Source organism: Massilia horti (assembly GCF_004614195.1).
Classification (GTDB): Bacteria; Pseudomonadota; Gammaproteobacteria; order Burkholderiales; family Burkholderiaceae_D; genus Telluria; species Telluria horti.
The window spans coordinates 73644-96985 of record NZ_SPUM01000107.1 but is presented as its reverse complement, the minus strand read 5'-3'; the positions used below and the strand labels follow the sequence as shown (position 1 = coordinate 96985).

22 protein-coding genes are annotated in these 23342 nt (G+C 64.1%); 1 reads left to right on the top strand and 21 read right to left on the bottom strand.

The features are described 5' to 3' along the window. Positions 1-5: 5 nt before the first annotated feature. From E4O92_RS15855 to E4O92_RS15805, 11 genes are all read right to left on the bottom strand, one after another. Positions 6-2402 (bottom strand): 3-hydroxyacyl-CoA dehydrogenase/enoyl-CoA hydratase family protein, encoded by a 2397-nt coding sequence (locus tag E4O92_RS15855; RefSeq protein WP_135190706.1) that lies wholly within the window; start codon positions 2400-2402, stop codon positions 6-8. 24 nt (positions 2403-2426) lie between these two features. Continuing rightward, entirely contained in the window at positions 2427-4217 is a 1791-nt protein-coding gene (locus E4O92_RS15850; protein WP_135190705.1) for an acyl-CoA dehydrogenase C-terminal domain-containing protein, read from the bottom strand. Between the two features lie 51 nt (positions 4218-4268). Beyond that, positions 4269-4877: a TetR/AcrR family transcriptional regulator gene (locus E4O92_RS15845; protein WP_135190704.1), complete on the bottom strand. Its 609-nt coding sequence runs from the start codon at positions 4875-4877 to the stop codon at positions 4269-4271. A gap of 294 nt (positions 4878-5171) precedes the next feature. Then, positions 5172-5552 (bottom strand): RNA-binding S4 domain-containing protein, encoded by a 381-nt coding sequence (locus E4O92_RS15840; RefSeq protein ID WP_135190703.1) that lies wholly within the window; start codon positions 5550-5552, stop codon positions 5172-5174. A gap of 17 nt (positions 5553-5569) precedes the next feature. Further along, complete coding sequence (gene clsB, locus E4O92_RS15835) at positions 5570-6730, bottom strand: cardiolipin synthase ClsB (protein WP_135190702.1); 1161 nt, start codon at positions 6728-6730, stop codon at positions 5570-5572. 4 nt (positions 6731-6734) lie between these two features. Further along, positions 6735-7547, bottom strand: coding sequence for an endonuclease/exonuclease/phosphatase family protein (locus E4O92_RS15830; RefSeq protein ID WP_135190701.1), 813 nt, complete (start codon positions 7545-7547; stop codon positions 6735-6737). Positions 7548-7619: 72 nt separating this feature from the next. Next, entirely contained in the window at positions 7620-7835 is a 216-nt protein-coding gene (locus E4O92_RS15825; RefSeq protein WP_135190700.1) for a hypothetical protein, read from the bottom strand. 271 nt (positions 7836-8106) lie between these two features. Next, a complete protein-coding gene (nudB, locus tag E4O92_RS15820) occupies positions 8107-8559 on the bottom strand; it encodes a dihydroneopterin triphosphate diphosphatase (RefSeq protein ID WP_135190699.1) in 453 nt (150 codons plus the stop codon). Between the two features lie 108 nt (positions 8560-8667). Beyond that, the gene (gene aspS, locus E4O92_RS15815) at positions 8668-10461 is read right to left on the bottom strand and encodes an aspartate--tRNA ligase (protein ID WP_206076890.1); all 1794 of its coding nucleotides are present in this window, start codon (positions 10459-10461) and stop codon (positions 8668-8670) included. Positions 10462-10536: 75 nt separating this feature from the next. Then, positions 10537-11139 (bottom strand): DUF502 domain-containing protein, encoded by a 603-nt coding sequence (locus E4O92_RS15810; RefSeq protein WP_135190697.1) that lies wholly within the window; start codon positions 11137-11139, stop codon positions 10537-10539. Positions 11140-11175: 36 nt separating this feature from the next. Beyond that, positions 11176-11475 (bottom strand): FmdB family zinc ribbon protein, encoded by a 300-nt coding sequence (locus tag E4O92_RS15805; protein WP_135190696.1) that lies wholly within the window; start codon positions 11473-11475, stop codon positions 11176-11178. 411 nt (positions 11476-11886) lie between these two features. Between E4O92_RS15805 and E4O92_RS15800 the strand changes: the two genes are divergently transcribed. Next, entirely contained in the window at positions 11887-12204 is a 318-nt protein-coding gene (locus E4O92_RS15800; protein ID WP_135190695.1) for a hypothetical protein, read from the top strand. A 16-nt stretch (positions 12205-12220) separates the two neighbouring features. Here E4O92_RS15800 and E4O92_RS15795 read toward each other — a convergent pair whose 3' ends face one another. The 10 genes from E4O92_RS15795 to E4O92_RS15750 form a co-directional block, all read right to left on the bottom strand. Next, complete coding sequence (locus E4O92_RS15795; RefSeq protein ID WP_167759811.1) at positions 12221-12448, bottom strand: DUF4351 domain-containing protein; 228 nt, start codon at positions 12446-12448, stop codon at positions 12221-12223. 73 nt (positions 12449-12521) lie between these two features. Further along, positions 12522-13448 carry an RpnC/YadD family protein gene (locus E4O92_RS15790; RefSeq protein ID WP_135190693.1) on the bottom strand — a complete coding sequence of 309 codons (927 nt, stop codon included), beginning with the start codon at positions 13446-13448 and terminating at the stop codon, positions 12522-12524. Positions 13449-13499: 51 nt separating this feature from the next. Beyond that, entirely contained in the window at positions 13500-14102 is a 603-nt protein-coding gene (locus E4O92_RS15785) for a methyltransferase (RefSeq protein ID WP_135190692.1), read from the bottom strand. Position 14103: 1 nt separating this feature from the next. Continuing rightward, positions 14104-15666, bottom strand: coding sequence for a ubiquinone biosynthesis regulatory protein kinase UbiB (gene ubiB / locus E4O92_RS15780; protein WP_135190691.1), 1563 nt, complete (start codon positions 15664-15666; stop codon positions 14104-14106). Further along, positions 15663-16328, bottom strand: a complete 666-nt coding sequence (locus E4O92_RS15775) for a ubiquinone biosynthesis accessory factor UbiJ (RefSeq protein WP_370660013.1) — start codon at positions 16326-16328, stop codon at positions 15663-15665. The genes ubiB and E4O92_RS15775 overlap by 4 nt, the downstream gene beginning before the upstream one ends. A 102-nt stretch (positions 16329-16430) precedes the next feature. Next, positions 16431-17378, bottom strand: a complete 948-nt coding sequence (locus tag E4O92_RS15770) for a Tim44 domain-containing protein (RefSeq protein ID WP_135190689.1) — start codon at positions 17376-17378, stop codon at positions 16431-16433. Positions 17379-17387: 9 nt separating this feature from the next. Further along, positions 17388-18122 (bottom strand): bifunctional demethylmenaquinone methyltransferase/2-methoxy-6-polyprenyl-1,4-benzoquinol methylase UbiE, encoded by a 735-nt coding sequence (gene ubiE / locus E4O92_RS15765; protein ID WP_135190688.1) that lies wholly within the window; start codon positions 18120-18122, stop codon positions 17388-17390. 205 nt (positions 18123-18327) lie between these two features. Then, positions 18328-18747 (bottom strand): gamma-butyrobetaine hydroxylase family protein, encoded by a 420-nt coding sequence (locus tag E4O92_RS15760; protein WP_135190687.1) that lies wholly within the window; start codon positions 18745-18747, stop codon positions 18328-18330. Positions 18748-18783: 36 nt separating this feature from the next. After that, entirely contained in the window at positions 18784-19212 is a 429-nt protein-coding gene (locus E4O92_RS15755; protein ID WP_135190686.1) for an HIT family protein, read from the bottom strand. Continuing rightward, positions 19209-23219, bottom strand: a complete 4011-nt coding sequence (locus E4O92_RS15750) for a DUF3683 domain-containing protein (protein WP_135190685.1) — start codon at positions 23217-23219, stop codon at positions 19209-19211. The genes E4O92_RS15755 and E4O92_RS15750 overlap by 4 nt, the downstream gene beginning before the upstream one ends. Positions 23220-23342: the final 123 nt, after the last annotated feature.

Below are 23342 nucleotides of genomic sequence, written 5' to 3'. Positions count from 1 at the left end.
CGGCATCAGTTGCGCACCGGTTTACCGTTCTGCATCATGCCCATGATGCGCTCTTGCGTCTTGGGATTGGCAAGCAGCGAGATGAAGGCGCGGCGCTCCATGTCGAGCAGCCACTGCTCGGTAACCAGGCTGCCCTGGTCGATGTCGCCGCCGCACACGATCTCGGCGATCGTGTCGCCCAGGTGGTAGTCGTAGGCCGAGATGAAGCCGCCGTCGCGCATGTTGACCAGCTGGCCGCGGATGGTGGCCCAGCCGTAGCGCCCGGTCACAGGGATCAGGCGCTGCAGCGGTGCGCGGTAGCCGGCGTCGAACATCGCGCGCGCCTGCACCTTGGCCACGTGCAGCAGCTCGTGCGAGTTGAACACGATGATGTCGTCGTCCTTCAGGTAGCCCATCGCCTTCGCTTCCAGTGCCGACTTGGACACGTTGGCCATGGCGGCGTTGGTAAAGCCGGTCTTGAGGAACTGCAGGATGTCGTTGCCCTTGGCTTCATTGGCGGCGCGCAGCGCGGCTTCTTTCAGGCCGCCGCCGGCCGGCACCAGGCCCACGCCCACTTCCACCAGGCCGATGTAGGACTCGAGCGCGGCCACGCGCCTCCCCGCATGCAGCGCCATCTCGCAGCCGCCGCCCAGCGCCAGGCCGGCCACCGCGGCGACCACCGGCACGTTCGAATACTTCATCTTCATGAAGGTGTCCTGCAGCTCGCGCACCATCGGCTCCATCGCCTTGGCGCCGCCCATCATGAAGGCCGGCAGGGCCGATTGCAGGTCGGCGCCGGCCGAGAACGCGCCGCCTTCGGCCGCGTCGGTGTTCCAGATCACCAGGCCCTTGAAGTTCTTCTCGGCCTCGAGCAGGCCGCGCTGGATGCCCCTCACCACGCCTTCGCCGATCACGTGCATCTTGGTCTTGAGCGAGATGACCAGCACCTCGTCGCCGCTGTGCCACAGGCGCACCGAGTCGTCCTCGAACACGGTGATGCCCGCGGTCCTGGGGTCAGGCCCGAAGGCGCCCAGCACCGGCGCGCGGAATTCCTGGCGCTGGTAGACCGGCAGGTCCGACCGTGGCACGAAGACCTTGCGGCTTGGCGAGTACGAGCCTTCCGGCGTGTGCACGCCGTTATCGAGCACCGGCGCTTCGAATACCCATGCCGGCAGCGGTGCGCTGGTCAGCGCCTTGCCCGCTTCGATGTCTTCCTTGACCCAGTTGGCGATCGTGGTCCAGCCAGCGGCCTGCCAGCTTTCGAACGGGCCGGTGGTCCAGCCGAAGCCCCAGCGCATCGCAAAGTCAACGTCGCGCGCATTGTCGGCGATGGTCTCGAGGTGATAGGCAATGTAGTGGAAGGCGTCGCGGAAGATCGCCCACAGGAACTGCGCCTGCGGATTGCTCGACTCGCGCATTGCCTTGAACTTCTTGACCGGGTCCTTCTCCTTGAGGATGCGGCCGACGATGTCGGCAGCCTTTTCGCCGGACGGCACGTACTCGCCGGTGGCGAAGTCCAGGCGCAGGATGTCCTTGCCGACCTTCTTGTAGAAGCCGGCGCCGGTCTTCTGGCCCAGCGCGCCCTTCTCGATCAGCTTGTCCAGAACCGCCGGGGTCTGGTACACGCCGAAGAACGGGTCGTCCTGCAGGGTCTCCTGCATGGTCCTGATCACGTGGCCCATCGTGTCCAGGCCCACCACGTCCGCAGTGCGGAAGGTGCCCGACTTGGCGCGGCCGAGCTTGGCGCCGGTCAGGTCGTCGACCACGTCCACCGTCAGGCCGAATTTTTCGGCTTCGTGGATGGTGGCCAGCATGCCGAAGATGCCCACCCGGTTGGCGATGAAGTTCGGGGTGTCCCGGGCGCGCACCACGCCTTTTCCTAAGGTCGAAGTCAGGAAGGTCTCGAGCTGGTCCAGGATTTCGGGACGGGTGGCCGCGGTCGGAATCAGCTCGGCCAGGTGCATGTAGCGCGGCGGGTTAAAGAAGTGCACGCCGCAAAAGCGCGACTTGAGGTCGGCTTCGAAGCCTTCGGACAGTGTGCTGATCGACAGGCCGGAGGTGTTCGAGGCGAAGATCGTGTTCGGGCCGATGTGCGGCGCGACCTTCTTGTACAGGTCGTGCTTCCAGTCCATGCGCTCGGCAATGGCCTCGATGATCAGGTCGCAGCCGGCCAGCAGCTCGAGGTTGTCCTCGTAGTTGGCGGCCTGGATCAGGTCGGCGTCATCCTTGTTGCCGAGCGGGGCCGGGCTGAGCTTCTTCAGGTTCTCGATCGCGCGCAGCACGATGCCGTTCTTGTTGCCCTCCTTGGCGGGCAGGTCGAACAGCACCACGGGCACCCTGGCGTTGATGCAGTGTGCAGCGATCTGGGCGCCCATCACGCCGGCGCCCAGCACGGCGACTTTCTTGACGATGAAATTGGACATTCTGGATTCCTTTGTAAGGTCGCGTTAGAACAGGTCTGCGTCGAGGGCCAGCAGGTTGGCCGCGCCCGAACGCGCCTGGCGGATCAGCATCGCGGTTTCCGGGTACAGGCGGGCAAAGTAGAAGCGCGCCGTGGCCAGCTTCGCCTTGTAAAAGTCGTCGCCCGAATCCTGCTTGTCCGCCGCGATCTTGGCCATCTGCGCGAACATGTAGCTGTACACCAGATGGCCCACCACCCGCAGGTAAGGCACGGCGGCCGCGCCCACTTCGTCCGGGTTCTGGAAGGCCTTCATGCCGATTTCCATGGTCAGCTTGCTGACCTTCTCGCCCAGGTCGCCCAGCGGGGTGACGAATTCGGACAGCGATTCGTCCAGGCCGAATTCCTCGACGAAGCTACGGATCTTTTCGCCGAACTTGCGCAGCTTGGCGCCGTTATCCATCAGGATCTTACGGCCCAGGAGGTCCAGCGACTGCACGGTGTTGGTGCCTTCGTAGATCATGTTGATGCGGGCGTCGCGCACGTACTGCTCCATGCCCCATTCGGATACGTAGCCGTGGCCGCCGTACACCTGCAGGGCTTCGGAAGTCGCGATCCAGCCGTTGTCGGTGATGAAGGCCTTGACGATCGGGGTCAGCAGCGCCACTTCGTCGGCGGCCTCCTTGCGCACTTCCTCGTCAGGGTGGTGCAGTTCGCGGTCGATCTGCAAGGCCACGTACGAGGTGAAGGCGCGCGCGCCTTCGGCATACGCCTTGGCGGTAAGCAGCATGCGGCGCACGTCGGGATGCACGATGATCGGATCGGCCGGACGGTCCGGCGCCTTGGGGCCGGACAGGCTGCGCATCTGGATGCGGTCCTTGGCGTAGGTCAGCGCGTTCTGGTACGCCACTTCCGTCAGGCCCAGCGACTGCATGCCCACGCCCAGGCGCGCCGCGTTCATGAACACGAACATCGCCTGCAGGCCCTTGTTCGGCTGGCCGATGAGCCAGCCGAGCGCGCCGTCCAGGTTCATCTGGCAGGTGGCGTTGCCGTGGATGCCCATCTTTTCTTCGATCGCGCCGCAGAAGATGTTGTTGCGCTGGCCGGGCATACCGTGCGCGTCCGGCAGGAACTTGGGCACCAGGAACAGCGAAATGCCCTTCGAGCCTTCCGGCGCATCCGGCAGGCGCGCCAGCACCAGGTGGACGATGTTCTCGGACATGTCGTGCTCGCCGGCCGAGATGAAGATCTTGGAGCCGGTGATCTTGTACGAGCCGTCGCCCTGCGGCTCGGCCTTGGAGCGCAACATGCCCAGATCGGTGCCGCAGTGCGCCTCGGTCAGGCACATGGTGCCGGTCCACTCGCCCGAGGCCAGCTTGGGCAGGTAGACGCTCTTCTGTTCGTCGGTGCCGTGCTCCTTCAGGCACTCGTAGGCGCCATGCGACAGGCCCGGGTACATCGACCAGGCCTGGTTGGACGAGTTGAGCATCTCGTAGAACGAGTTGTTGAGCGAAACCGGCAGGCCCTGGCCGCCGTATTCCGGATCGCAGGCCAGCGCCGCCCAGCCGCCTTCGACGTACTGCTTGTACGCCTCCTTGAACCCCTTGGGCGTGGTGACGGTCTTGGTTTCCACGTCGTAATGGCAGCCCTCGCGGTCACCGCTGTGGTTCAGCGGGAACAGCACTTCCTGGGTGAACTTGGCCCCCTCTTCCAGCACCTGGTTGATGATGTCGGCGTCGATCTCCTGGTAACGCGGCAAGTTCTTGAACTCGTCGGTGACCTTGAGGAATTCGTGCAGCACAAACTGCATGTCCCGAAGTGGAGCGACGTACTGACCCATGTTTTTCTCCTGACGAAAAGAATTGGTGGAACAGGCGGGCGTGACCGCTGCTTAATTGCTTTGCTGGTAATTGGGGTTGCGATAATCCTCGATCAACCGCTGGAAGCCGCGGCGCGCGCGCTCGACCGCGCCGGGAATGCGCAAAAAGCGCGCGTCGTGGTGCACGGCCAGGATCAGGCCATACATCTCGTACACCAGCTGCTGGGCATCGGTGCCCGGCTTGAGGTCGCCGCAGTCGATCGCCTGCTGAGCGCAGCGGATCAGGGCGCCCTGCCAGGCGCGCACCATGGCGACCAGCTCCTCGCGGATCGGGCCCGGGCGGTCGTCGTACTCGACCGCGCCACTGATGTAGATGCAGCCGGAGGCGATCTCGACCGAAACGCGCGACAGCCAGCGCTCGAACATCGCGATCAGGCGCGGCAGGCCGCGCGGTTCCTTGACGCTCGGGTAGAACACTTCCTGTTCGAAGCGTTGGTGGTACAGCTTGAGCACCTCGATCTGCAGGTCCTCGCGTGAGCCGAAGTGGGCGAACACGCCGGATTTGCTCATGCTCATCCGTTCGGCGAGCACGCCGATGGTCAGGCCCTCGAGCCCTTCGCGGCTGGCCAGTTCGAGCGCGACATCGAGGATCGCGGCGCGCGTCTGCTCGCCCTTGCGCATGAATTTGGCGGAAGTAGAAATAGTGAGCCTCGCGGTAACGAAAAAAATCCGAACGCTCGTACTATTATCTACCAGACTTGAAATGTCAAACGGGAACTTAGAGGTGGGGTTCTATTGATGCAACACAAAGATGAGCGAGTTTCCGGTGCGCATCTTCGTAGGGTGCGCACCTGTGCGCACGCGGTTCGCAAACGCAGCGTAGAGAAGCTTTAGCCGCAAGTCCGCAGACGGTGACTGCGTGCGCACAGGTGCGCACCCTACGCCAACGCAACGGCATCGGGCCGCATACGCGGATCAGCCGCCCGCCCGGTCCAGCGCACGCCGGTCGCGCTTGGTCGGCCGGCCCTTGATCGTGGTGCCCGGCTCGGGATACAGCCGGCGCGCTTCCTTGTCGTGCTCGCGCCGCACCACGCTCGCTTCGGTTTCCTGGTACAGCAAACGCGCCACCGGCGCCGGCCCGCGCACGTCGGACACGCCCACCACCTCCACTTCCCAGCGATCCGACCCGTTGTCGATCGCCAGCTTGTCGCCCAGCTTGACCACGCGCGCCGGCTTGACCGGCTCGCCTCCGATCCGCACCCGGCCGCGGTCGACCGCTTCCGCCGCCAGCGAGCGCGTCTTGAAAAACCGTGCGGCCCACAGCCACTTGTCGATACGTACGTTTTCTTTTTCCATCATCCTTGCCTGTCGCTTCACGCGTAGCCGATTGCAAACACGCGCATCGCAAGTTTATACAGAAGATAAGCCATTTCATAGCTGGCGCGCCGCATCCATCCCAGGTCGGCCAATTGCTGTCGTTCAACCTGTATCGCGTCCAGCAGGCCCGCCTCGATCCGCCCGCGCACGGTGGCCGCAAACTCCGCGTCCTTGACGACGACGTTTGCTTCCTGGTTGATGAACAGCGACAGCCCGTCGCAGTTGCTGGAACCGACCGTGGTCCAGTCGTCGTCGACCACCGCCACCTTGCCGTGCAGCTGGGTCTTGCGGTACTCGTAAATCTTGACTCCGGCTGCCAGCAGGCGCGGATAAAACGAGTGCGCCACCGCGTCCTGCAGGCGGAATTCGCCCACGCCGATCATGAGGCGCACGTCCACCCCGCGCCGCGCCGCCTGGGCGAGCGCCGTGCGCAGCTTGCGCCCGGGGGCGAAGTACGGCGTGGCGACCAGCACGCTCTTGCGCGCATGGCCGAGCGCTTGCAGGTAGGTGCGCTGGATCATGCGCCGGTTGCGCAGGTTGTCGCGCACCACGAAGCCAGCCTTCATCGGGCGTTCGCCTTCCGGCAGCGTTTGCTTGCGCATCTCGCGATACAGCTCGATGCGCCGGATCAGGTTCATGTGGCCGACGCGCGACCACTGTGCCTGCGCCTCGCGGTGGATTTCGGCCACCAGCGGCCCCCGCACCTGCACCGCGAAGTCCCAACGTGGCGCCGGCAGCGGCTCGTGCGGCTCGTAGTCGCACAACCAGTCGTCGTTGACGTTGATGCCGCCCACAAAAGCGACCTGGCGGTCGATCACCGCGATCTTGCGGTGCGTGCGCGTCACGCCGCGGCGGAACCACGGATTGAACACGCGGTAGTGGATCCCCGCCTCGGCAAACGCCTGCCCCAGCCTGGCGGCGATGCGCCGGCCCGTGCCGAACCAGTCGACCACCACCCGCACCTCGACGCCGCGGCGCGCGGCGGCGATCAGCGCGGCCTCGACCGCCGCAGCCGTGTTGTCCTCGGAAAAGATGTAGGTTTCGAACAGGATGTCGTACTTGGCCGCGTCGATAGCCGCCAACAGTGCGGGGAAAAAGGCGAGGCCGGTTTCGAGAAGGGTGACGTCGTTGTTGGCTACATACAGGACCGTGCGCATGCGCTTACGCCAGATCGAGGGTCGCGACGATGGGCGCGTGGTCGGACAGCCGGGCCCACAGCGGACCGTGCAGCACCTGGGCGTCCGTCACCTCGAGACCGCGCACATAGATGCGGTCGAGCCGGAACCAGGGCAGCGCGGCCGGGAAGGTACGGGCCGGGGCCAGGCGCGGCTTGCGCCCTGCCAGGTGGCGTACCAGTTCGCCCAGCGTGTTGCGCGTGCCGAGCTCGTCGAATACTTCCTTCACGCCCAGCGCAAGACGGAGCCGGTCCGACAGCGTGTTGCGCCAGTCGTTGAAGTCGCCGGCGATGAGCACCGGCTCATCGTTGCCCGCGCTGTGCTGGACCGCCTCGATCAAGGCGTCGGTCTGGCGTGTGCGGCCGCCTTCGAACAGGCCCAGGTGCACGACGAAGCAATGCACCTTGCCAGCCGGCGTGCCCAGTTCGCAGTGCAGGATGCCGCGCTGCTCGTAGGCATGGTCGGAGACGTCCTGGTTGTGCGAATTTACGATGGGAAAAGTCGACAACAGGGCGTTGCCGTGGTGACCGTGATCGTACACGGCGTTCATGCCATAGGCACAGTGATGCGATTCGCCGGCAAAGAACAGGTGCTGCCCCGTTTCCGGCCAGTGGCGCTTGCCGCCCTTCTGGTGCCCGTAGCGGGCCTGAAAACGGTCGTGGCGGCCCTGCACTTCTTGCAGAAAAACGACATTGGCGTCGAACTGGGCAATGGCCCGTTTCAACGCTACGACGCGGGGCATGCTACGCAAGGACGACACCCCTTTGTGAATGTTGTAAGTCGCAACACGAATCTTCATGGGAACATTCTAACCCCATCGGACTGTGCGGTCAGAACGCCCCTGCAATCGTGCGCAAACAACCGCCGCGCTTCAAGCTGGATGCTGTCCGATCAGGTGATCCAGGCTCATGGTCTCGTCCCAGTGGTTCGACGGTCCGGTTTCAACCAGGCGCGAGCAACCTGCGCTTTGGGCATTGTCCTTGATCGGGGCGGTGATCCGCATTCCATCGAATAAGTCGATGTGGAAATAGCCCTCAGTGAAAAAGGTATTCTTGATCCGGTTGCCGGCGTTGCTCAGGTTGTGCATCGGTTTTCCCCTTGTTGATCTATTGTGAACGTCAGACAAAAACTGACGCGCGTGTCAGACAATAGGAGAATGATTTCCGGCTGTCAAACAAAATATTGTATTGTGTTTTATAAATTTTGCAGAATTTTAATTTACAAAACCCAAATATTAGCGATTTGATCATGGGTCGGCACGGTTGAGCTAGTCCTCAAATTCAGGTCGTTTCCATGGTTGGCAAAAATACATTCCATGATTCTAACGGCCCGAGAATTCTGTTGCGAAAGATTTGTAACTAGTCGTTACGGACATGCCGCGGCAGCTGAAGAATCGCTTCCGCGTTGGACGACGAGAAGCAGCGGTCGGCCGCTTCGAGGTAAGGCAGCCAGGCGTAGCGCAGGTGCTCGCGCGGGCTGAGGATGACGGGAATGTCGCGCGGCACGCACACCGAAAACACGTGCTCGGTATTGTGGGTGACGCCGGGCGCGTAGCGGTGGCGCCACGTGGGATAAATTTCGTAGATGTTGGAAAGATGCCAGTCGACCAGGCGGATCCGCTCGCCGTCGGCGACGATACCGGTTTCCTCGAACAGTTCGCGTCTGGCGGTCTCGATCAGCGGTTCGTCGTGCGCATCGAGCGAGCCGGTCACCGACTGCCAGAAGCCGGGCTTGTCTGCCCGTTCGATCAACAGCACCTCAAGCTCGGCAGTGTGGATGACGACGAGGACGGATTCGGGAATCTTGTGCACGCTTGTTGGCTCCGTTCGGGTGCCTGCTAATGTGAAAAAGGGCCAGGCATGTTCGCCGACACCGGCGAACTGACCTGGCCCTTCAACTAGCGGTCAGCCTGGATCAGCTCAGGCCACCTTGGCTTCGTTGCGCAGGCGGATGTGCAGTTCGCGCAGCTGCTTCTCGTCCACTTCGGACGGCGCGTTGGTCAGCAGGCACTGGGCGCGCTGGGTCTTCGGGAAGGCGATCACGTCGCGGATCGACTCGGAGCCGGTCATCAGCGTGATCAGGCGGTCCAGGCCGAACGCCAGGCCACCGTGCGGCGGCGCGCCGTACTGCAGGGCGTCGAGCAGGAAGCCGAACTTGGCCTGCGCTTCCTCGGCGTTGATCTTGAGTGCGCGGAACACCTTGCTCTGCACTTCCTCGCGGTGGATACGGATCGAACCGCCGCCCAGCTCCCAGCCGTTCAGGACCATGTCGTAGGCCTTGGCCAGGCAGGCGCCCGGGTTGGTCTCGAGCATGTCTTCGTGGCTATCCTTCGGCGAGGTGAACGGGTGGTGGGTCGCGGTCCAGCGGTTGTCTTCCTCGTCGTACTCGAACATCGGGAAGTCCACCACCCACAGCGGTGCCCACACCTCGTCGAACAGGCCAGCCTTCTTGCCGAACTCGGAGTGGCCGATCTTCACGCGCAGCGCGCCGATCGCGTCGTTGACGACCTTGGCCTTGTCCGCGCCGAAGAAGATCAGGTCGCCGTCCTCGGCACCGGTCAGCTCGATCACCTGGGCCAGCGCTTCGTCCGACAGGTTCTTCACGATCGGCGACTGCAGGCCATCGCGGCCCTTGGCCTTCTCGTTGACCTTGATGTAGGCCAGGCCCTTGGCGCCGTAGATGGCGACGAACTGGGTGTAGGCGTCGATCTCCGAGCGCGGCATCGAACCGCCCTGCGGCACGCGCAGGCCGACCACGCGGCCGCCCGGCATGTTGGCCGCGCCGTTGAACACCTTGAACTCGACGGTCTTCATCACTTCGGTCAGTTCGGTGAACTGCAGCTTGACGCGCATGTCAGGCTTGTCCGAACCGTACTTGCCCATCGCGGTGGCGTAGTCCATCACCGGGAACGGGTTGGGCAGATCGATGCCGCGGGTGGTCTTGAAGACGTGGCGCATCATGTCTTCGAACAGGTCGCGGATCTCCTGCTCGGTCAGGAACGAGGTCTCGCAGTCGATCTGGGTGAATTCCGGCTGGCGGTCGGCGCGCAGGTCTTCGTCGCGGAAGCACTTGGTGATCTGGTAGTAGCGGTCGAAGCCCGACACCATCAGCAGCTGCTTGAACAGCTGCGGCGACTGCGGCAGCGCGAAGAAGTGGCCCGAATGCACGCGCGACGGCACCAGGTAGTCGCGCGCGCCTTCCGGCGTGGACTTGGTCAGCATCGGGGTCTCGATATCGACGAAACCGTGCGCGTCCAGGTAATTGCGCACGGCCATCGACACCTTGTAGCGCAGGCGCAGGTTGTCCTGCATCTGGGCGCGGCGCAGGTCCAGCACGCGGTGGGTCAGGCGGGTGGTTTCCGACAGATTGTCGTCGTCCAGCTGGAACGGCACCGGCACCGAGGCGTTGAGCACTTCCAGTTGGGCGGCGACGACTTCGATCTGGCCCGACTTCAGGTTCGGGTTGGCGGTGCCTTCCAGGCGCTTGTTGACGGTGCCGACGATGCGCAGGCAGTACTCGTTGCGTACGTGTTCCGCGGCCTTGAAGACTTCAGCGTTGTCAGGATGGCAGACGACCTGCACCAGGCCTTCGCGGTCGCGCAGGTCGATGAAGATCACCCCGCCGTGGTCGCGACGGCGATGCACCCAGCCGCACAGGCTGACGGTTTGGCCCAGTAGTTCTTCCGTGACAAGGCCGCAGTAAGTGGTACGCATGGAGGACATATTTTTCTCTATTCCAGGTTGGTGTATTGGTTGCCTGCCTGCGGGCAGGCGGATTCTTTGCTGCCTTTATTCTGTCGGCGCGTCGTCCGGAGCGACGACGCCCATCGAGACGATGTACTTGAGCGCGGCGTCGACCGTCATGTCGAGCTCGACGACCTTGCTGCGCTCCATCATGAGGAAGAAGCCGGAAGTCGGGTTCGGCGTGGTCGGCACGTACACGCTCACGTAGTCGCCGTAGAGGTGGTTCTTCACGTCGCCGCCCGGCACGCCGGTCAAAAAGCCGATCGTGTGCGAATGGGCGTGCGGATACGGCACCAGCACGGCCTTGCGAAACGCGTTGCCGGACGAAGAGAACAAGGTGTCCGATACCTGCTTGACACTGCCGTACAGCGAGCTGACCACGGGAATGCGGTTCAGCAGGCGCTCCCACTGGCGCACCACGAAGTTGCCGACCAGGTTGTTGGTCAACAGGCCCGTCAGGAACACGATCGCGAGGGTCAGGATGGCGCCAACGCCCGGAATATCAAAGCCGATGACGTTGCGCGGCTGCCAGCGGTCGGGCACGATCAGCAGCGACTGGTCGAGCGTGCCGATGATCAGGTTCAGGACCCAGGCCGTGATGGCCAGCGGAACCAGGATCAGCAATCCGGTGATGAAGTATTTGCGCATCGCGTTCTCTTGTTGTTGGGCCCGAAAGGCCGCGGATCAGGCAGTGCCGCTGTCGCTGGAGCTGCTGGCAGCCGGCGCAGGGGCTGGTGCGGCGGCCGGCGCGGCAGCAGGCGCTGCGGCCGGGCTGCTTGCGGTCCCGGTCGACGGCGCGCTACCGCCGCGAAAATCGGTCACGTACCAGCCAGTGCCCTTGAGCTGGAAGCCGGCGGCGGTCAGCTGCTTCTTGAACGTTGGCTTGGCGCACGACGGGCAGGTGGTCAGCACCGGGTCCGAAATTTTTTGCAGCACATCCTTGGCAAAACCGCATTCGTCGCAGCGGTAGGCATAAATCGGCATACGATACTCCGCAAAAATCTTCAAAACCCTGAATTATAAAGCTTTTATAGAAGATTTTCCCGGTTAACGGCCAAGGCCGGGTGCCCGCAAGCCTGCCCGGGCGACGGGTCGCAGACGTATGTGTTGTTTTTCGTCACTGCGAAAAGCAGGTTCCGTTTGCTATGGATCAACTGAAGTGATTAAATGTATTCCTTCAACAGCGCTGTTGGCGGCAGATCGGAACTGCCGCGAAGATTAAGAAACAGAAGCTTGCGCGATGTTCACATCGACGCTGTCGAACAAGAAAACTTATCTTGGGAAACCCGCTCATGCGGGTTTTTTTTCGTCCATCCGACTATCCTCCCTGCAGCGGAAAGCGCACAGGCTGCTGTAGTGGTAGCATCAGTCCCCACGAATCAAGGAAGGAAAACTGTGAGCTTTGTGTTTCGGCTGGTGCGCGACGACGAGGGCTTGCCCGCTCCCGCAGTCGTGTTCGAGGATTCGACCAATCCCGGGCTGGTGCCGCTGTGGGAGGCGGTGGGCGTGTATGACGCGCTGTACAATAGCGACGGCATGCGGGCGCGCGACGTCTCGCGCGCGATCGCGTACGGTGTCGACCGCGTGCTTGATGATGCCGCGCTCGGGCGGCTGGTGCCTGCCACGACCTCGCAAGGCGAAGCCATCCGGTTCCTCGAGAACGTGCACCGCGCCTGCACGCTTCATGCGTCAGCGCGAATCGAAACCAGATAGCCGTCGCGGCACCGGGTCAGCCGGATGCAAAGACGCGCTCAAGCGTCTTGGCCTCCAATACGGCAATGCTCCACGCTGTCAGCTCATCCAGGCTGGCATTGGCCAGACGCTTTTCCGCCGACGGCGGCAATTCGCCAAACCGGCGCCTGAGCAAATCACGCAGCATCTCCTGTTTGCCTTTAAGCCTGCCTTCGCGCAAGCCTTCTTCGCGCCCCTTGCGTTCAAACGATGAGATATACGGCAAGTTTCGTTCCCTCTCCAAGCTACAAATGTCCTGCATCCGTTGCCCCTGAAGTGGTGCCCTTCTTCAATACGCGTCAGTCAGGTTCAAATACTCGCTCGAGCGTCGTGGCAACAAGTACGGCCTCACTCCACGCGGTCAGCTCATCCTGGCTGGCGTTGGCCAGACGTTTTTCCGCCGATTGCGGCAGTTCGCCGAACCGGTGCTTGAGCAAGCCACGCAGCATCTCCTTCTTGCCTTCGAGCCGGCCTTCTTCGCGCCCCTTGCGTTCAAACGATGAGATATACGGCATATTTCGCTCCCTCTCCAAGGTGCTAATGTCCTGCATCAATTGAGCCTGTAGTGGCGGCGCAATCTCCATCATCCAGTCGATCACGTTAAACAGGTCGAGGACGCGTTGCCTGTCCCATTTGCGTTCGAACAGCATGCGCGCCAGCCGCCACTTCTCCGCATGTCGTTCGACATCCCGCCCCCTTGTTTGTTGCGTCAGCAAGTGCGCCGCCGTGACTACGGCAAAAGCGTTCTTCTCTTCCAGCAGTTCGTTGATCCGCCCGGCGTAGCCGTTCAGTTTGACGGACGGGAAACGAATGCCGACCTCGCACCCGAACAGCGCATATTCATACGCCGTCGGCTTCCACTTCGGACTCTCGTCGGCCAGCAGCACGAGGCTGGCCACCGGGCGCCGGTAACGGTCGTAGATCCGGTAGTTGTACTGGAAGATGCGCTCGGCGAAATGCCGGTCGTAGTTTCCCTGCACGTCGATATGGACAAAGACCCACTCCTCGCCGCCGCCGCTGCGGAACACCCGCACCAGCTTGTCCACCCGCCGCCTGCCGGACTGGCCGTCGCGCACGACCTGGGCCAATTCCTGTTCCAGAAAAGCGTGCGGACGCGACCAGTCAATCTGGCGATAGGCCTTGGGGAAGTAGAACGCCATGAACTCGGGAAAATACCGGGTCAGGGCATCTTTCCAAGGTGTGTCGTAATCGTCTGGAGTTGTCATCGGCTGTCCTAAAGGGAGAGGTCCCGTTAGACCAGCCACGGCAGAGATTGTTCAATATTCGGCGCGCTGCCACACTATCCAGCGCTCCTTGCCCGCGAAGACGGGAATCGAGTCCGCCACCGGGGCGTCCTCGATGCAGCTGAAATGCGGCGTGAGCAATTGGTCGAGCAGCTCCCGGGTGATGCCGAATGGCGGCCCGTGCGGCGCATCGTCAAAGAAGAAGAAGCCGGCCAGCAGCGCGCCGGGCGCCAGCAAGTCGGCCCAGCGCCGCGCCACCTGCGGCCACATCGCGCGTGGCAGCGCGCACAGGAACGCCCGCTCATAAATGAGCTCGAGCGGACGCGCCGGTTGGTAGCCGAAAAAATCCGCCTCCACCACCCGCTCGCCCATCGGCCCGAGCAGGGACTTGGCGCGGGCCACCGCGGCTGGCGCAAAGTCGATGGCGGTGGCATCCCAGCCGGCGCGCAGCAGGTACGCCAGTTCGTGCGCGGCACCGCAGCCGGGGATCAAGGTGACCAATGGACGCGCGGCGCCCGCCACGAAGCGCTGCAGATCGTGCGGCACCCCGCCCCGGTCCCAGGGCGTGAAACCGCGCTCGAAGCGTTCGTCCCAGAACGCCGGCTCGCGCGGGTCGCGGTGCGCGAACTGGTTCATGTCAAGCCAGCGCGTGAAAGTGCGTGTACAGGTGCAGCGCCACCATGCCGACCGCGAGCGCGCTGGTCACGCAGGCAACGAACACCAGCAGGCGGTTGGTGCGGCGCTGCTCGCTCACCAGCTTGCCCAGCAGTTCGTCGTCGCCCGGGCGGGCCTGGTGTTCCAGCACCTGGTGCATCAGGCGCGGCAGCTGCGGGAAGATGTGCGCGTAGCGCGGTGCTTCGGCGCGCAGCCGCTCGACCATGCCGCGCCAGCCCACCTGCTCCGCCATCCAGCGTTCGAGGTAGGGCTTGGCGGTCTTCCACAAGTCCAGGTCGGGATCGAGCTGGCGGCCCAGGCCCTCGATGTTGAGCATCGTCTTTTGCAGCAGCACCAGCTGCGGCTGCACCTCGACATTGAAGCGGCGCGAGGTCTGGAACAGGCGCAGCAGCACCTGGCCGAACGAGATGTCCTTCAGCGGCCGGTCGAAGATCGGTTCGCAGGTCGCGCGCACCGCCGACTCCAGCTCGTCGACCCGCGTGTCGCGCGGCGCCCAGCCCGATTCGATGTGCGCCTCGGCCACGCGCTTATAGTCGCGGCGGAAGAAGGCGAGGAAGTTTTGCGACAGGTAATCCTTGTCGTAGTCGTTCAGGGTGCCGACGATGCCGAAGTCGAGCGCGATGTAACGCCCGAAGGTGGTCGGATCGACCGAGACCAGGATATTCCCGGGGTGCATGTCAGCATGGAAGAAGCCGTCGCGGAACACCTGGGTGAAGAAGATCTCGACCCCGTCGCTCGATAGTTTCTTCAGGTCGACGCCGGCCGCGGCCAGCCGGTCGATCTGCGAGATCGGGATGCCGTTCATGCGCTCCATCACGATCACGCTGCTGGAGCAGTAATCCCAGAACATTTCCGGCACCAGCAGCAGGTCGGAGTCGGCAAAGTTGCGCCGCAGCTGGCTGGCGTTGGCCGCCTCGCGCATCAGGTCGAGCTCGTCGTGCAGGTACTTGTCGAATTCGGCCACCACTTCGCGCGGCTTCAGGCGCCGCGCGTCGGCCCAGACTTTCTCAAGCAGGCCAGCAGCCACGCGCATCAGGGCCAGGTCCTCGTCGATCGACTTGCGCATGCCGGGGCGCAGCACCTTGACCGCCACTTCGCGGCCGTCCTTCAATGTTGCGAAGTGCACTTGCGCGATCGAGGCGGAGGCCACCGGCGTGCGCTCGAAGCGGGCGAACAGTTCGTCCGGATGGGCGCCGAGCGCGCGCGTGATCTGGGCGATCGCGATTTCGGAACTGAACGGCGGAACGCGGTCCTGCAGCAGCGCCAGCTCGTCGGCTATATCGGGCGGCATCAGGTCGCGCCGGGTCGACAGCACCTGCCCGAACTTCACGAAGATCGGCCCCAGCTCCTCCAGCGCCTGGCGCAGGCGTACCGCGCGCGGCGTGGTGATCCGGCGCCAGAACAGCATGGCGTTGACCAGCCTTGCGGTACGCGGCGCCTGCAGTTGGGAGATGGCGATCTGGTCGAGACCGTAGCGGGTCGCGACCGTGAAGATTTTCAGCAGGCGCAGGAATTTCAATATCATCGGCTGTCCAGGGTGGGGTCCCCGCTCGGGCGGGTGGTCGCGGCCGCGTCGCGCTGCGCCAGCCGCTGCTCCAGTTTGGCGATGCGCTTGGCGCTGCGTTCGACGTCGTCGCGCAGGCGCGTCACCTCTTGCGCGAACTCGTCGACGATGGCGGGGCGCACCAGCACCGGGCGCTCTTCCAGCAGGAACTCGGCGACGTTCTCGGCCAGCCGGCGCCCGGTAGCGGCCACGCCGCCAACCACATCGCGCGCGGCGCCGGCCACGCGCACCGCGCCCACTGGTCCCAGCCAGCGTTCCAGGTCATGCTCGGCGTCCCAGCGCAGGCCCTTGGACAGCTGCGAGATGGCGTTGGCAAATTCGGCGTCGCCCTCGATCTGCACATACGAGAAGGCGCGCTCGCGATTGGCCGCGATCAGCGGCAGGTCGGTGAGCTTGACGCGGATCGTGACGGTGGCCGGTTCCTCGGACAGCGAGGATTCGAGCATGCCGTCGCGGCCCACGCGCAGGCGCAGCTGCAAGTGGCCGGTATCGATGCACGCTTCCTTACCGGCATGCAGCGCCAGCGAATCGCGCGCCCAGGCTTCCTGGGCCAGCAAGTGGTTAAGCGCGGCAACCGCGGACGTGGTCAGCACGCGTTGCGGCGACAGGGTCGATGGATTCATGGTACGCATCACAAAACAAAACCGCCCGGGATGCGGGCGGTTTCGATCTTACCAGTTTGCCGGGCACAAACCCGGCAGCACGGGAAAATTGTTAAGAAATGATCAGGCGACCTGCTGGATACCCGCCAGCACCCAGCCGCCCGTGCCATGCTGCGGCTTGGACAAGTTCCACACTTCCACGAACGGTTCCGGCTGGGCGTTCGGCGCGCTCTTGATCATGCCGTTGAACTGCACGCTCGCCAGGTAGTCCTGTTCGGTCTTGTCGATGCCCAGCAACTGGGCGTCGATCGAGACCACGTCGGTGAAGTCGTTGCCGGTGCGCTCCATGATCTGCGTCTTGAGCTCGGCAAACACTTCCGGCGTGGTGAACTCGCGCAGGTCGGCCACGTCGCCGCGGTCCCAGGTCGCCTGCAGGCGGATGAACATCGACTTGGCCTGGCGCAGGAAGGCGTCAGTATCGAAGTCGGACGGCACGCCCCAGGCCACGTGCGGCGCGGCAGAGCTGCTTGGCGCCTGCGACTGGCCCTGGAAGGCGTTCGGCTGCGACTGGTAGCCCGACAGGCCGGAGCCGATTTCAGGGGTTGCGCTGGCCGATGCCGGCGTCAGGGTGCCCGGCACGCCCATTGGATACGACGGGTTGGCCGGCGTGTCCTTGCGGCGAAACATGCGGACGATAAACATGACGGCCAGCGCCAGCAGCACGATCATCAGGATCGACGACAGCATGCTGGCCATCGCGCCGCCGATGCCAAAGTGCGAGAGCAGCGCGCCCAGGCCCAGGCCGAGCAGCGCACCGCCCAGCATGCCCTTCCACATGCTGGGCTTTTGCTGCGGCATCGGGGCCGGTGCGGCCTGGCCAGGCGTGGCCTGGCGCTGCATTTGGGATTGCTGCTGCGCAGGCGCCGGTGCGGGTGCCGGCTTGCTCATCTGGCGTACGGACTGCGACTGGCGGCCGAACGAACGGCCGCCACCCATCGGACGGGCAATGGCCTCCGTAACCAGCGAAAGCGCCGTCACCGCAAGCATCATGCCGACCAAAAATTTTTTCATGCTGTCATCCTACAGTTTGATGCCGGTATGCAGTGCAGCCACGCCGGCGGTCAGGTTGAAGTATTGAACGCGTTCCAGTCCGACCTGTTCCATCATCGACTTGAGCGTGTCCTGGTCCGGGTGCATCCGGATCGATTCGGCCAGGTAGCGGTAGCTCTCGGCATCGCCGGCAATCTGCTGGCCCAGCCACGGCAGCACCGAGAACGAATACAGGTCGTACGGTTTTTGCAGCGGCGCGGCCACCTTCGAAAACTCCAGCACCAGCAACTTGCCGCCCGGCTTGAGCACGCGGCGCATTTCCGCCAGTGCCTGGTCCTTGTGCGTCATGTTGCGCAGGCCGAAAGCCACGCTGACCCGGTCGAAATAGTTATCTGGAAACGGCAGCTTTTCCGCGTCACAGAGCAATGTTGGGGTGACAAGGCCTTTATTCAAGAGCCGATCGCGGCCCACGCGCAGCATCGACTCATTGATGTCGGTGAGCCAGACTTCGCCGGTCGGCCCGGCCTGCTTGGCGAAGGCTTTGGACAGGTCGCCGGTGCCACCCGCGATGTCGAGCACCTTGAAGCCGGGACGCACGCCGGCCTGGGCAATGGTGAACGTCTTCCACAGCCGGTGCAGGCCGGCCGACATCAGGTCGTTCATCACGTCGTACTTCGACGCGACCGAGTGGAATACCTTGGCGACTTCGTGGACCTTCTCGTCTTCCGCGACGGTCTTGTAGCCGAAATGGGTGGTGTTGGTCATAACGCTTTGCCGGATTGATCTTGGCGCATTATACAAGCGCACCGCCGGCAGGCGTCGCAATGGTAGCGCGTGGCCGCAGGCCGGGGACCGTAGGGTGTGCAGCTTTGCTGCGCACGCGGTTCGCGAATGCAGCGCAGAGGAGCGGCAGCCGCGAGCCCGCATGCTGTGACCGCGTGCGCACAGGTGCGCACCCTACGCCGACCGTTCAGTGTGCGTGGCCGCATGCCCCGCCGCGCGGCGCGGCACCGGGCAGCACGGTGCCCGGCTCGCGGCCGGTATCGCCCGCGAACCCGGCGGCATACAGGCGCTGCAGGTAGTCCTGCCACAGCGTCTGCTGTTCGCTGCCGAGCTTGTACAGGTAGTCCCAGGTGTAGATGCCGGAAGCGTGTCCATCGGTGAACAGCGGCTTGATGCCGTAGTTGCCGACCGGCTCGACACCATTGATGCCGACGTCGCGCTTGCCGACCTGCAGCACTTCCTGCCCCGGCCCGTGCCCCTTCACTTCCGCCGACGGCGAATACACGCGCAGCAATTCGAACGGAATCGAAAATGCGGCCCCGTCGTCGAACGCGATGTCGAGCACGCGCGATTTCTGGTGGATCGTTAGTTCGGTTGGAGTTGGCATCGTGGTCCCATTGATATGTCAGCCCGAGCCTGTATTTTACCCGTTCGCCATGCGCCGCCCGATCGCGGCAGCCAGCTGCGGCAGCTGCGCACGGCGCGCCGCCAGGGTCTTTTCGTCGACGGCGCGCACGCTCGCCGCCCATACCGGGTTCGGGAAATGCGCGTCGTCCGCATAGCGCGGGATCACGTGCCAGTGCAGGTGCGGCACTACGTTGCCCAGGCTGGCCACGTTCACCTTGAGCGGGTTCATCACCTCGCGCACCGCCAGTTCAACGTTCAGCACCGCGTCGTTAAGAACCTGCCGCTCTTCACGCGACAGGTCGCTCATCTCCTTCACGTGAGCGTTCCAGATGACGCGCGCAAAGCCCGGATAGTTCGGATCGTCCACCAGGATCACCGCCAACCGCTCGTCGCGGTAGACGGTGGGCTCGGCCAGCTCGCACAGCTCGCACGGACGGGCCGTCATACCAGCACCCTTTCGATGCCGCCGCTGTTGGCGCGCGCCACGTAGTCCGGCAGCCAGTTCTCGCCCAGCAGGTGGCGGGCGATTTCGACCACGATGTAGTCGGCCTCGGTGCCGGCGTCGTCGTTATAGCGCGACAGCCCTTGCAGGCACGACGGGCAGCTGGTGAGCACCTTGACCTTGCCGTCAAAGCCGTCCTCGCGCAGTTTGGCCGCGCCCTTGTCGATCTCGACCTCCTTGCGCAAGCGCACCTGGGTCGCAATGTCGGGCCGCGAAACGCCGAAGGTGCCCGACTCGCCGCAGCAGCGGTCGTTCTTCTCGATCTTCACGTTGTCGGTTGTGGTCACCAGCGCGTTCACCGTCTTGACCGAGTCCTGCAGCTTCATCGGGTTGTGGCACGGCTCGTGGTACATGTAGCGCGTGCCGGTCACGCCTTCCAGCTTGACGCCTTTCTCCAGCAGGTATTCGTGGATATCCATGATGCGGCAGCCCGGGAAGATCTTCTCGAATTCGTAAGTCGCGAGCTGGTCGTAGCAGGTACCGCACGACACCAGCACGGTCTTGATATCGAGGTAGTTCAGGGTGTTGGCCATGCGGTGGAACAGCACCCGGTTATCCGTCATCATCTTGTCGGCCTTGTCGTACTGGCCAGCGCCGCGCTGCGGATAGCCGCAGCACAGGTAACCCGGCGGCAGCACGGTCTGCACCCCGACTTCCCACAGCATGGCCTGGGTCGCCAGGCCCACCTGCGAGAACAGGCGCTCCGACCCGCAGCCCGGGAAGTAGAACACGGCTTCGGTGTCGGCCGTGGTCACCTTGGGGTTGCGGATGATCGGGATGATCTTGTCGTCCTCGATGTCGAGCAGCGCGCGCGCAGTCTTCTTCGGCAGGTTGCCCGGCATCTTCTTGTTCACGAAGTGGATCACCTGCTCGCGGATCGGCGTCTTGCCGGTGGTCGGCGGCGGTGCCTTGGTCTGCTCGCGCGCCAAGCCCTTGAGCAGCGTGTTGCCCAGGCGCTGGGCCTTGAAGCCGATGTCGACCATCGCCTTGCGGGTGGCATTGATGGTGGTCGGGTCGGTCGCGTTCAGGAAGAACATGGCGGCGCGGCTGGCCGGCTTGAAGCTGCGCTTGTCCATCTTGCGCAGCAGGTTACGCATGTTCATCGAGACGTCGCCGAAGTCGATGTTGACCGGGCATGGCGTCACGCACTTGTGGCACACGGTGCAGTGGTCCGAGACGTCCTCGAATTCCTCCCAGTGGCGGATCGATACACCGCGCCGGGTCTGCTCCTCGTACAGGAAGGCCTCGATCAGCGCCGAGGTGGCGAGGATCTTGTCGCGCGGCGAGTACAGCAGGTTCGACTGCGGCACGTGGGTGGTGCACACCGGCTTGCACTTCCCGCAGCGCAGGCAGTCCTTGACGCTGGCCGCGATCTCGCCGATGTCGCTCTGCTGCATGATCAGCGACTCGTGCCCCATCAGACCGAACGACGGCGTGTAGGCGTTGCGCAGGTCGGCAAACGCGCCCTCGCGGTTGAGCAGCTTACCCTTGTTGAAGCGCCCTTCCGGATCGATGCGTTCCTTGTACGCGCGGAAGTCGCGGATCTCGTCATCAGTCAGGAACTCGAGCTTGGTGATGCCGATGCCGTGCTCGCCCGAGATCACGCCGTCCAGCGAACGCGCCAGCTTCATGATGCGCTCGACCGCCTTGTGCGCGTCCTGCAGCATCTCGTAGTCGTCCGAGTTCACCGGGATGTTGGTGTGCACGTTGCCGTCGCCCGCGTGCATGTGCAGCGCGACGAACACTCGCGAGCGCAGCACGCGCTTGTGGATCTCGGCGCACTCGTCGAGGATCGGCTTGTACGCCGCGCCGCCAAAGATCTGGCGCAGCGGCGCGCGCAGCTCCACTTTCCACGACACGCGTATCGTGTGGTCCTGCACCACGTCGAACAGAGTGGCATTGGGCTGCTGCACCAGGCGCGCCATGAGGGCCTGGCCGTGCTGCTCCAGGCCGTACCGTGCCAGCTCGCCGCCGATCTCGCCAAGGCGGGTATCCAGATTGGACAGGATGAAGCGCCAGCGCGCCGCCACGTTCGACAGCAGCTCGTCGGCCTGCTGCGGACGGTCGCCAAGGATCTCTTCGTAGGACACGCCCTCCAGGTTGGCGTCGTCGGCCTTGGTGATCGGCAGCACGCCGGCAGCGAACCAGGCATGCAGCTGGTCGGCCAGCTGCAGCTTGTTCTTGATCGACAGCTCGACGTTGATGCGCTCGATGCCGTCCGTGTACTCGCCCATCCGGTTCAGAGGAATGACCACATCCTCGTTGATCTTGAAGGCGTTGGTGTGCCGGGCGATGGCCGCGGTGCGGGCGCGGTCGAGCCAGAACTTCTTGCGCGCTTCCGGGCTCACGGCGATGAAGCCCTCGCCCACGCGGGTGTTCGCCAGCCGCACCACTTCGGAGGCGGCGATCGCCACCGCGTTTTCGTCATCGCCGACGATGTCGCCGAACAGCGCCATCTTGGGCAGCGTGCCGCGCTTGGACTTGGTGGCGTAGCCGACCGCGCGCAGGTAGCGCTCGTCCAGGTGCTCCAGGCCCGCCAGGCGCAGGCTCGCGAATTCCGGCTTGCCGCTGGCCGGCAGGCTGTCGAGGTAGTCCTTGATCTCGACGATCGAAGGAATCGCCTCGCGCGCCTGGCCGAAGAATTCGAGGGCCACGGTGCGCGTGTACTTGGGCATCTTGTGCAGGATCCAGCGCGCGGACGTGATCAGCCCGTCCGTGCCCTCCTTCTGGATGCCCGGCAGGCCGGCCAGGAACTTGTCGGTCACGTCCTTGCCCAGGCCCTCCTTGCGAAAGCGCCGGCCTTCGATGGTCAGGGTCTCGGTGCGGAATGGTTCGCCCTTCTGCGCGCCCTTGGGCGACGGATGAGTCCATTCGAGCTTGAACACGGCGGTGGGCGCATCGTGGATCTTGGACAGGTTGTGGCCGATCCGGGTCACTTCCAGCCAGTCGCCGTTCGGGTCGACCATGCGCCACGAGGCCAGGTTGTCCAGCGCCGTGCCCCATAGGACGGCCTTCTTGCCGCCCGCGTTCATCGCGACATTGCCGCCGATGCAGGAGGCATGCGCCGAAGTCGGGTCGACCGCGAACACGAAGCCGGCCTTTTCGGCCGCCTGCGACACGCGCTGGGTCACCACGCCGGCGCCGGTCCAGATGGTGGCGTAGTCGCGCTCAACGCCCGGCAGGCGGGTCATCTCGACGTCGCCCATCTGGATCAGCTTTTCGGTGTTGATCACGGCCGACATGGCGGTGAGCGGAATCGCGCCGCCGGTGTAGCCGGTGCCGCCGCCGCGCGGGATGATGGTCAGGCCCAGTTCGATGCAGCCCTTGACCAGGCCCGCCATCTCCTCTTCGGTATCCGGCAGCAGCACCAGGAACGGGTATTCGACGCGCCAGTCGGTGGCGTCGGTCACGTGCGAGACGCGGTGCATGCCGTCAAAGCGGATGTTGCGCTTGTCGGTGTAGCGGCCCAGCACCTTCTGCGCACGTTTGCGCAGGTCGTAGGTCTGCTGGAATTCGCGGCCGAAGTCGTCCACCGCGCGGCGCGCGGCCGCCAGCAGTTGCTCGACCGCTTCGCTCCTGGCACTGGCGGCAGCCGCGTCGCCGTCGCCGCCGGCATCGACCGACAGCCGTCGCTTGTCGATTTCGGCCAGGCGGTGGTGCAGCGCCTCGATCAGCTTTTCGCGGCGCTTGGGATTGTCGAGCAGGTCGTCCTGCAGATACGGATTGCGGCGCACCACCCAGATGTCGCCCAGCACCTCGTACAGCATGCGCGCGGAACGGCCGGTCTGGCGCGCGCCGCGCAGCTCGTCGAGCAGCTTCCACGAGGACTCGCCCAGGAGCCGGATCACGATTTCCCGATCCGAGAACGACGTATAGTTGTAGGGGATCTCGCGCAGGCGGGTCGGCGCGTTATCTTCGAGCAAAGCGTGGAGTTGTGCAGGTGCGTTCATGGAATGAAATCAGCGATCGGACTGCCCCGAAGGATGTTCATTCTAGCTTATTGCGATGCACCACGCTGGGCTGCGGCCAGTTTCCCGTTCGCCCCTAACGCTATGAAATTGCGGGAAATTGTT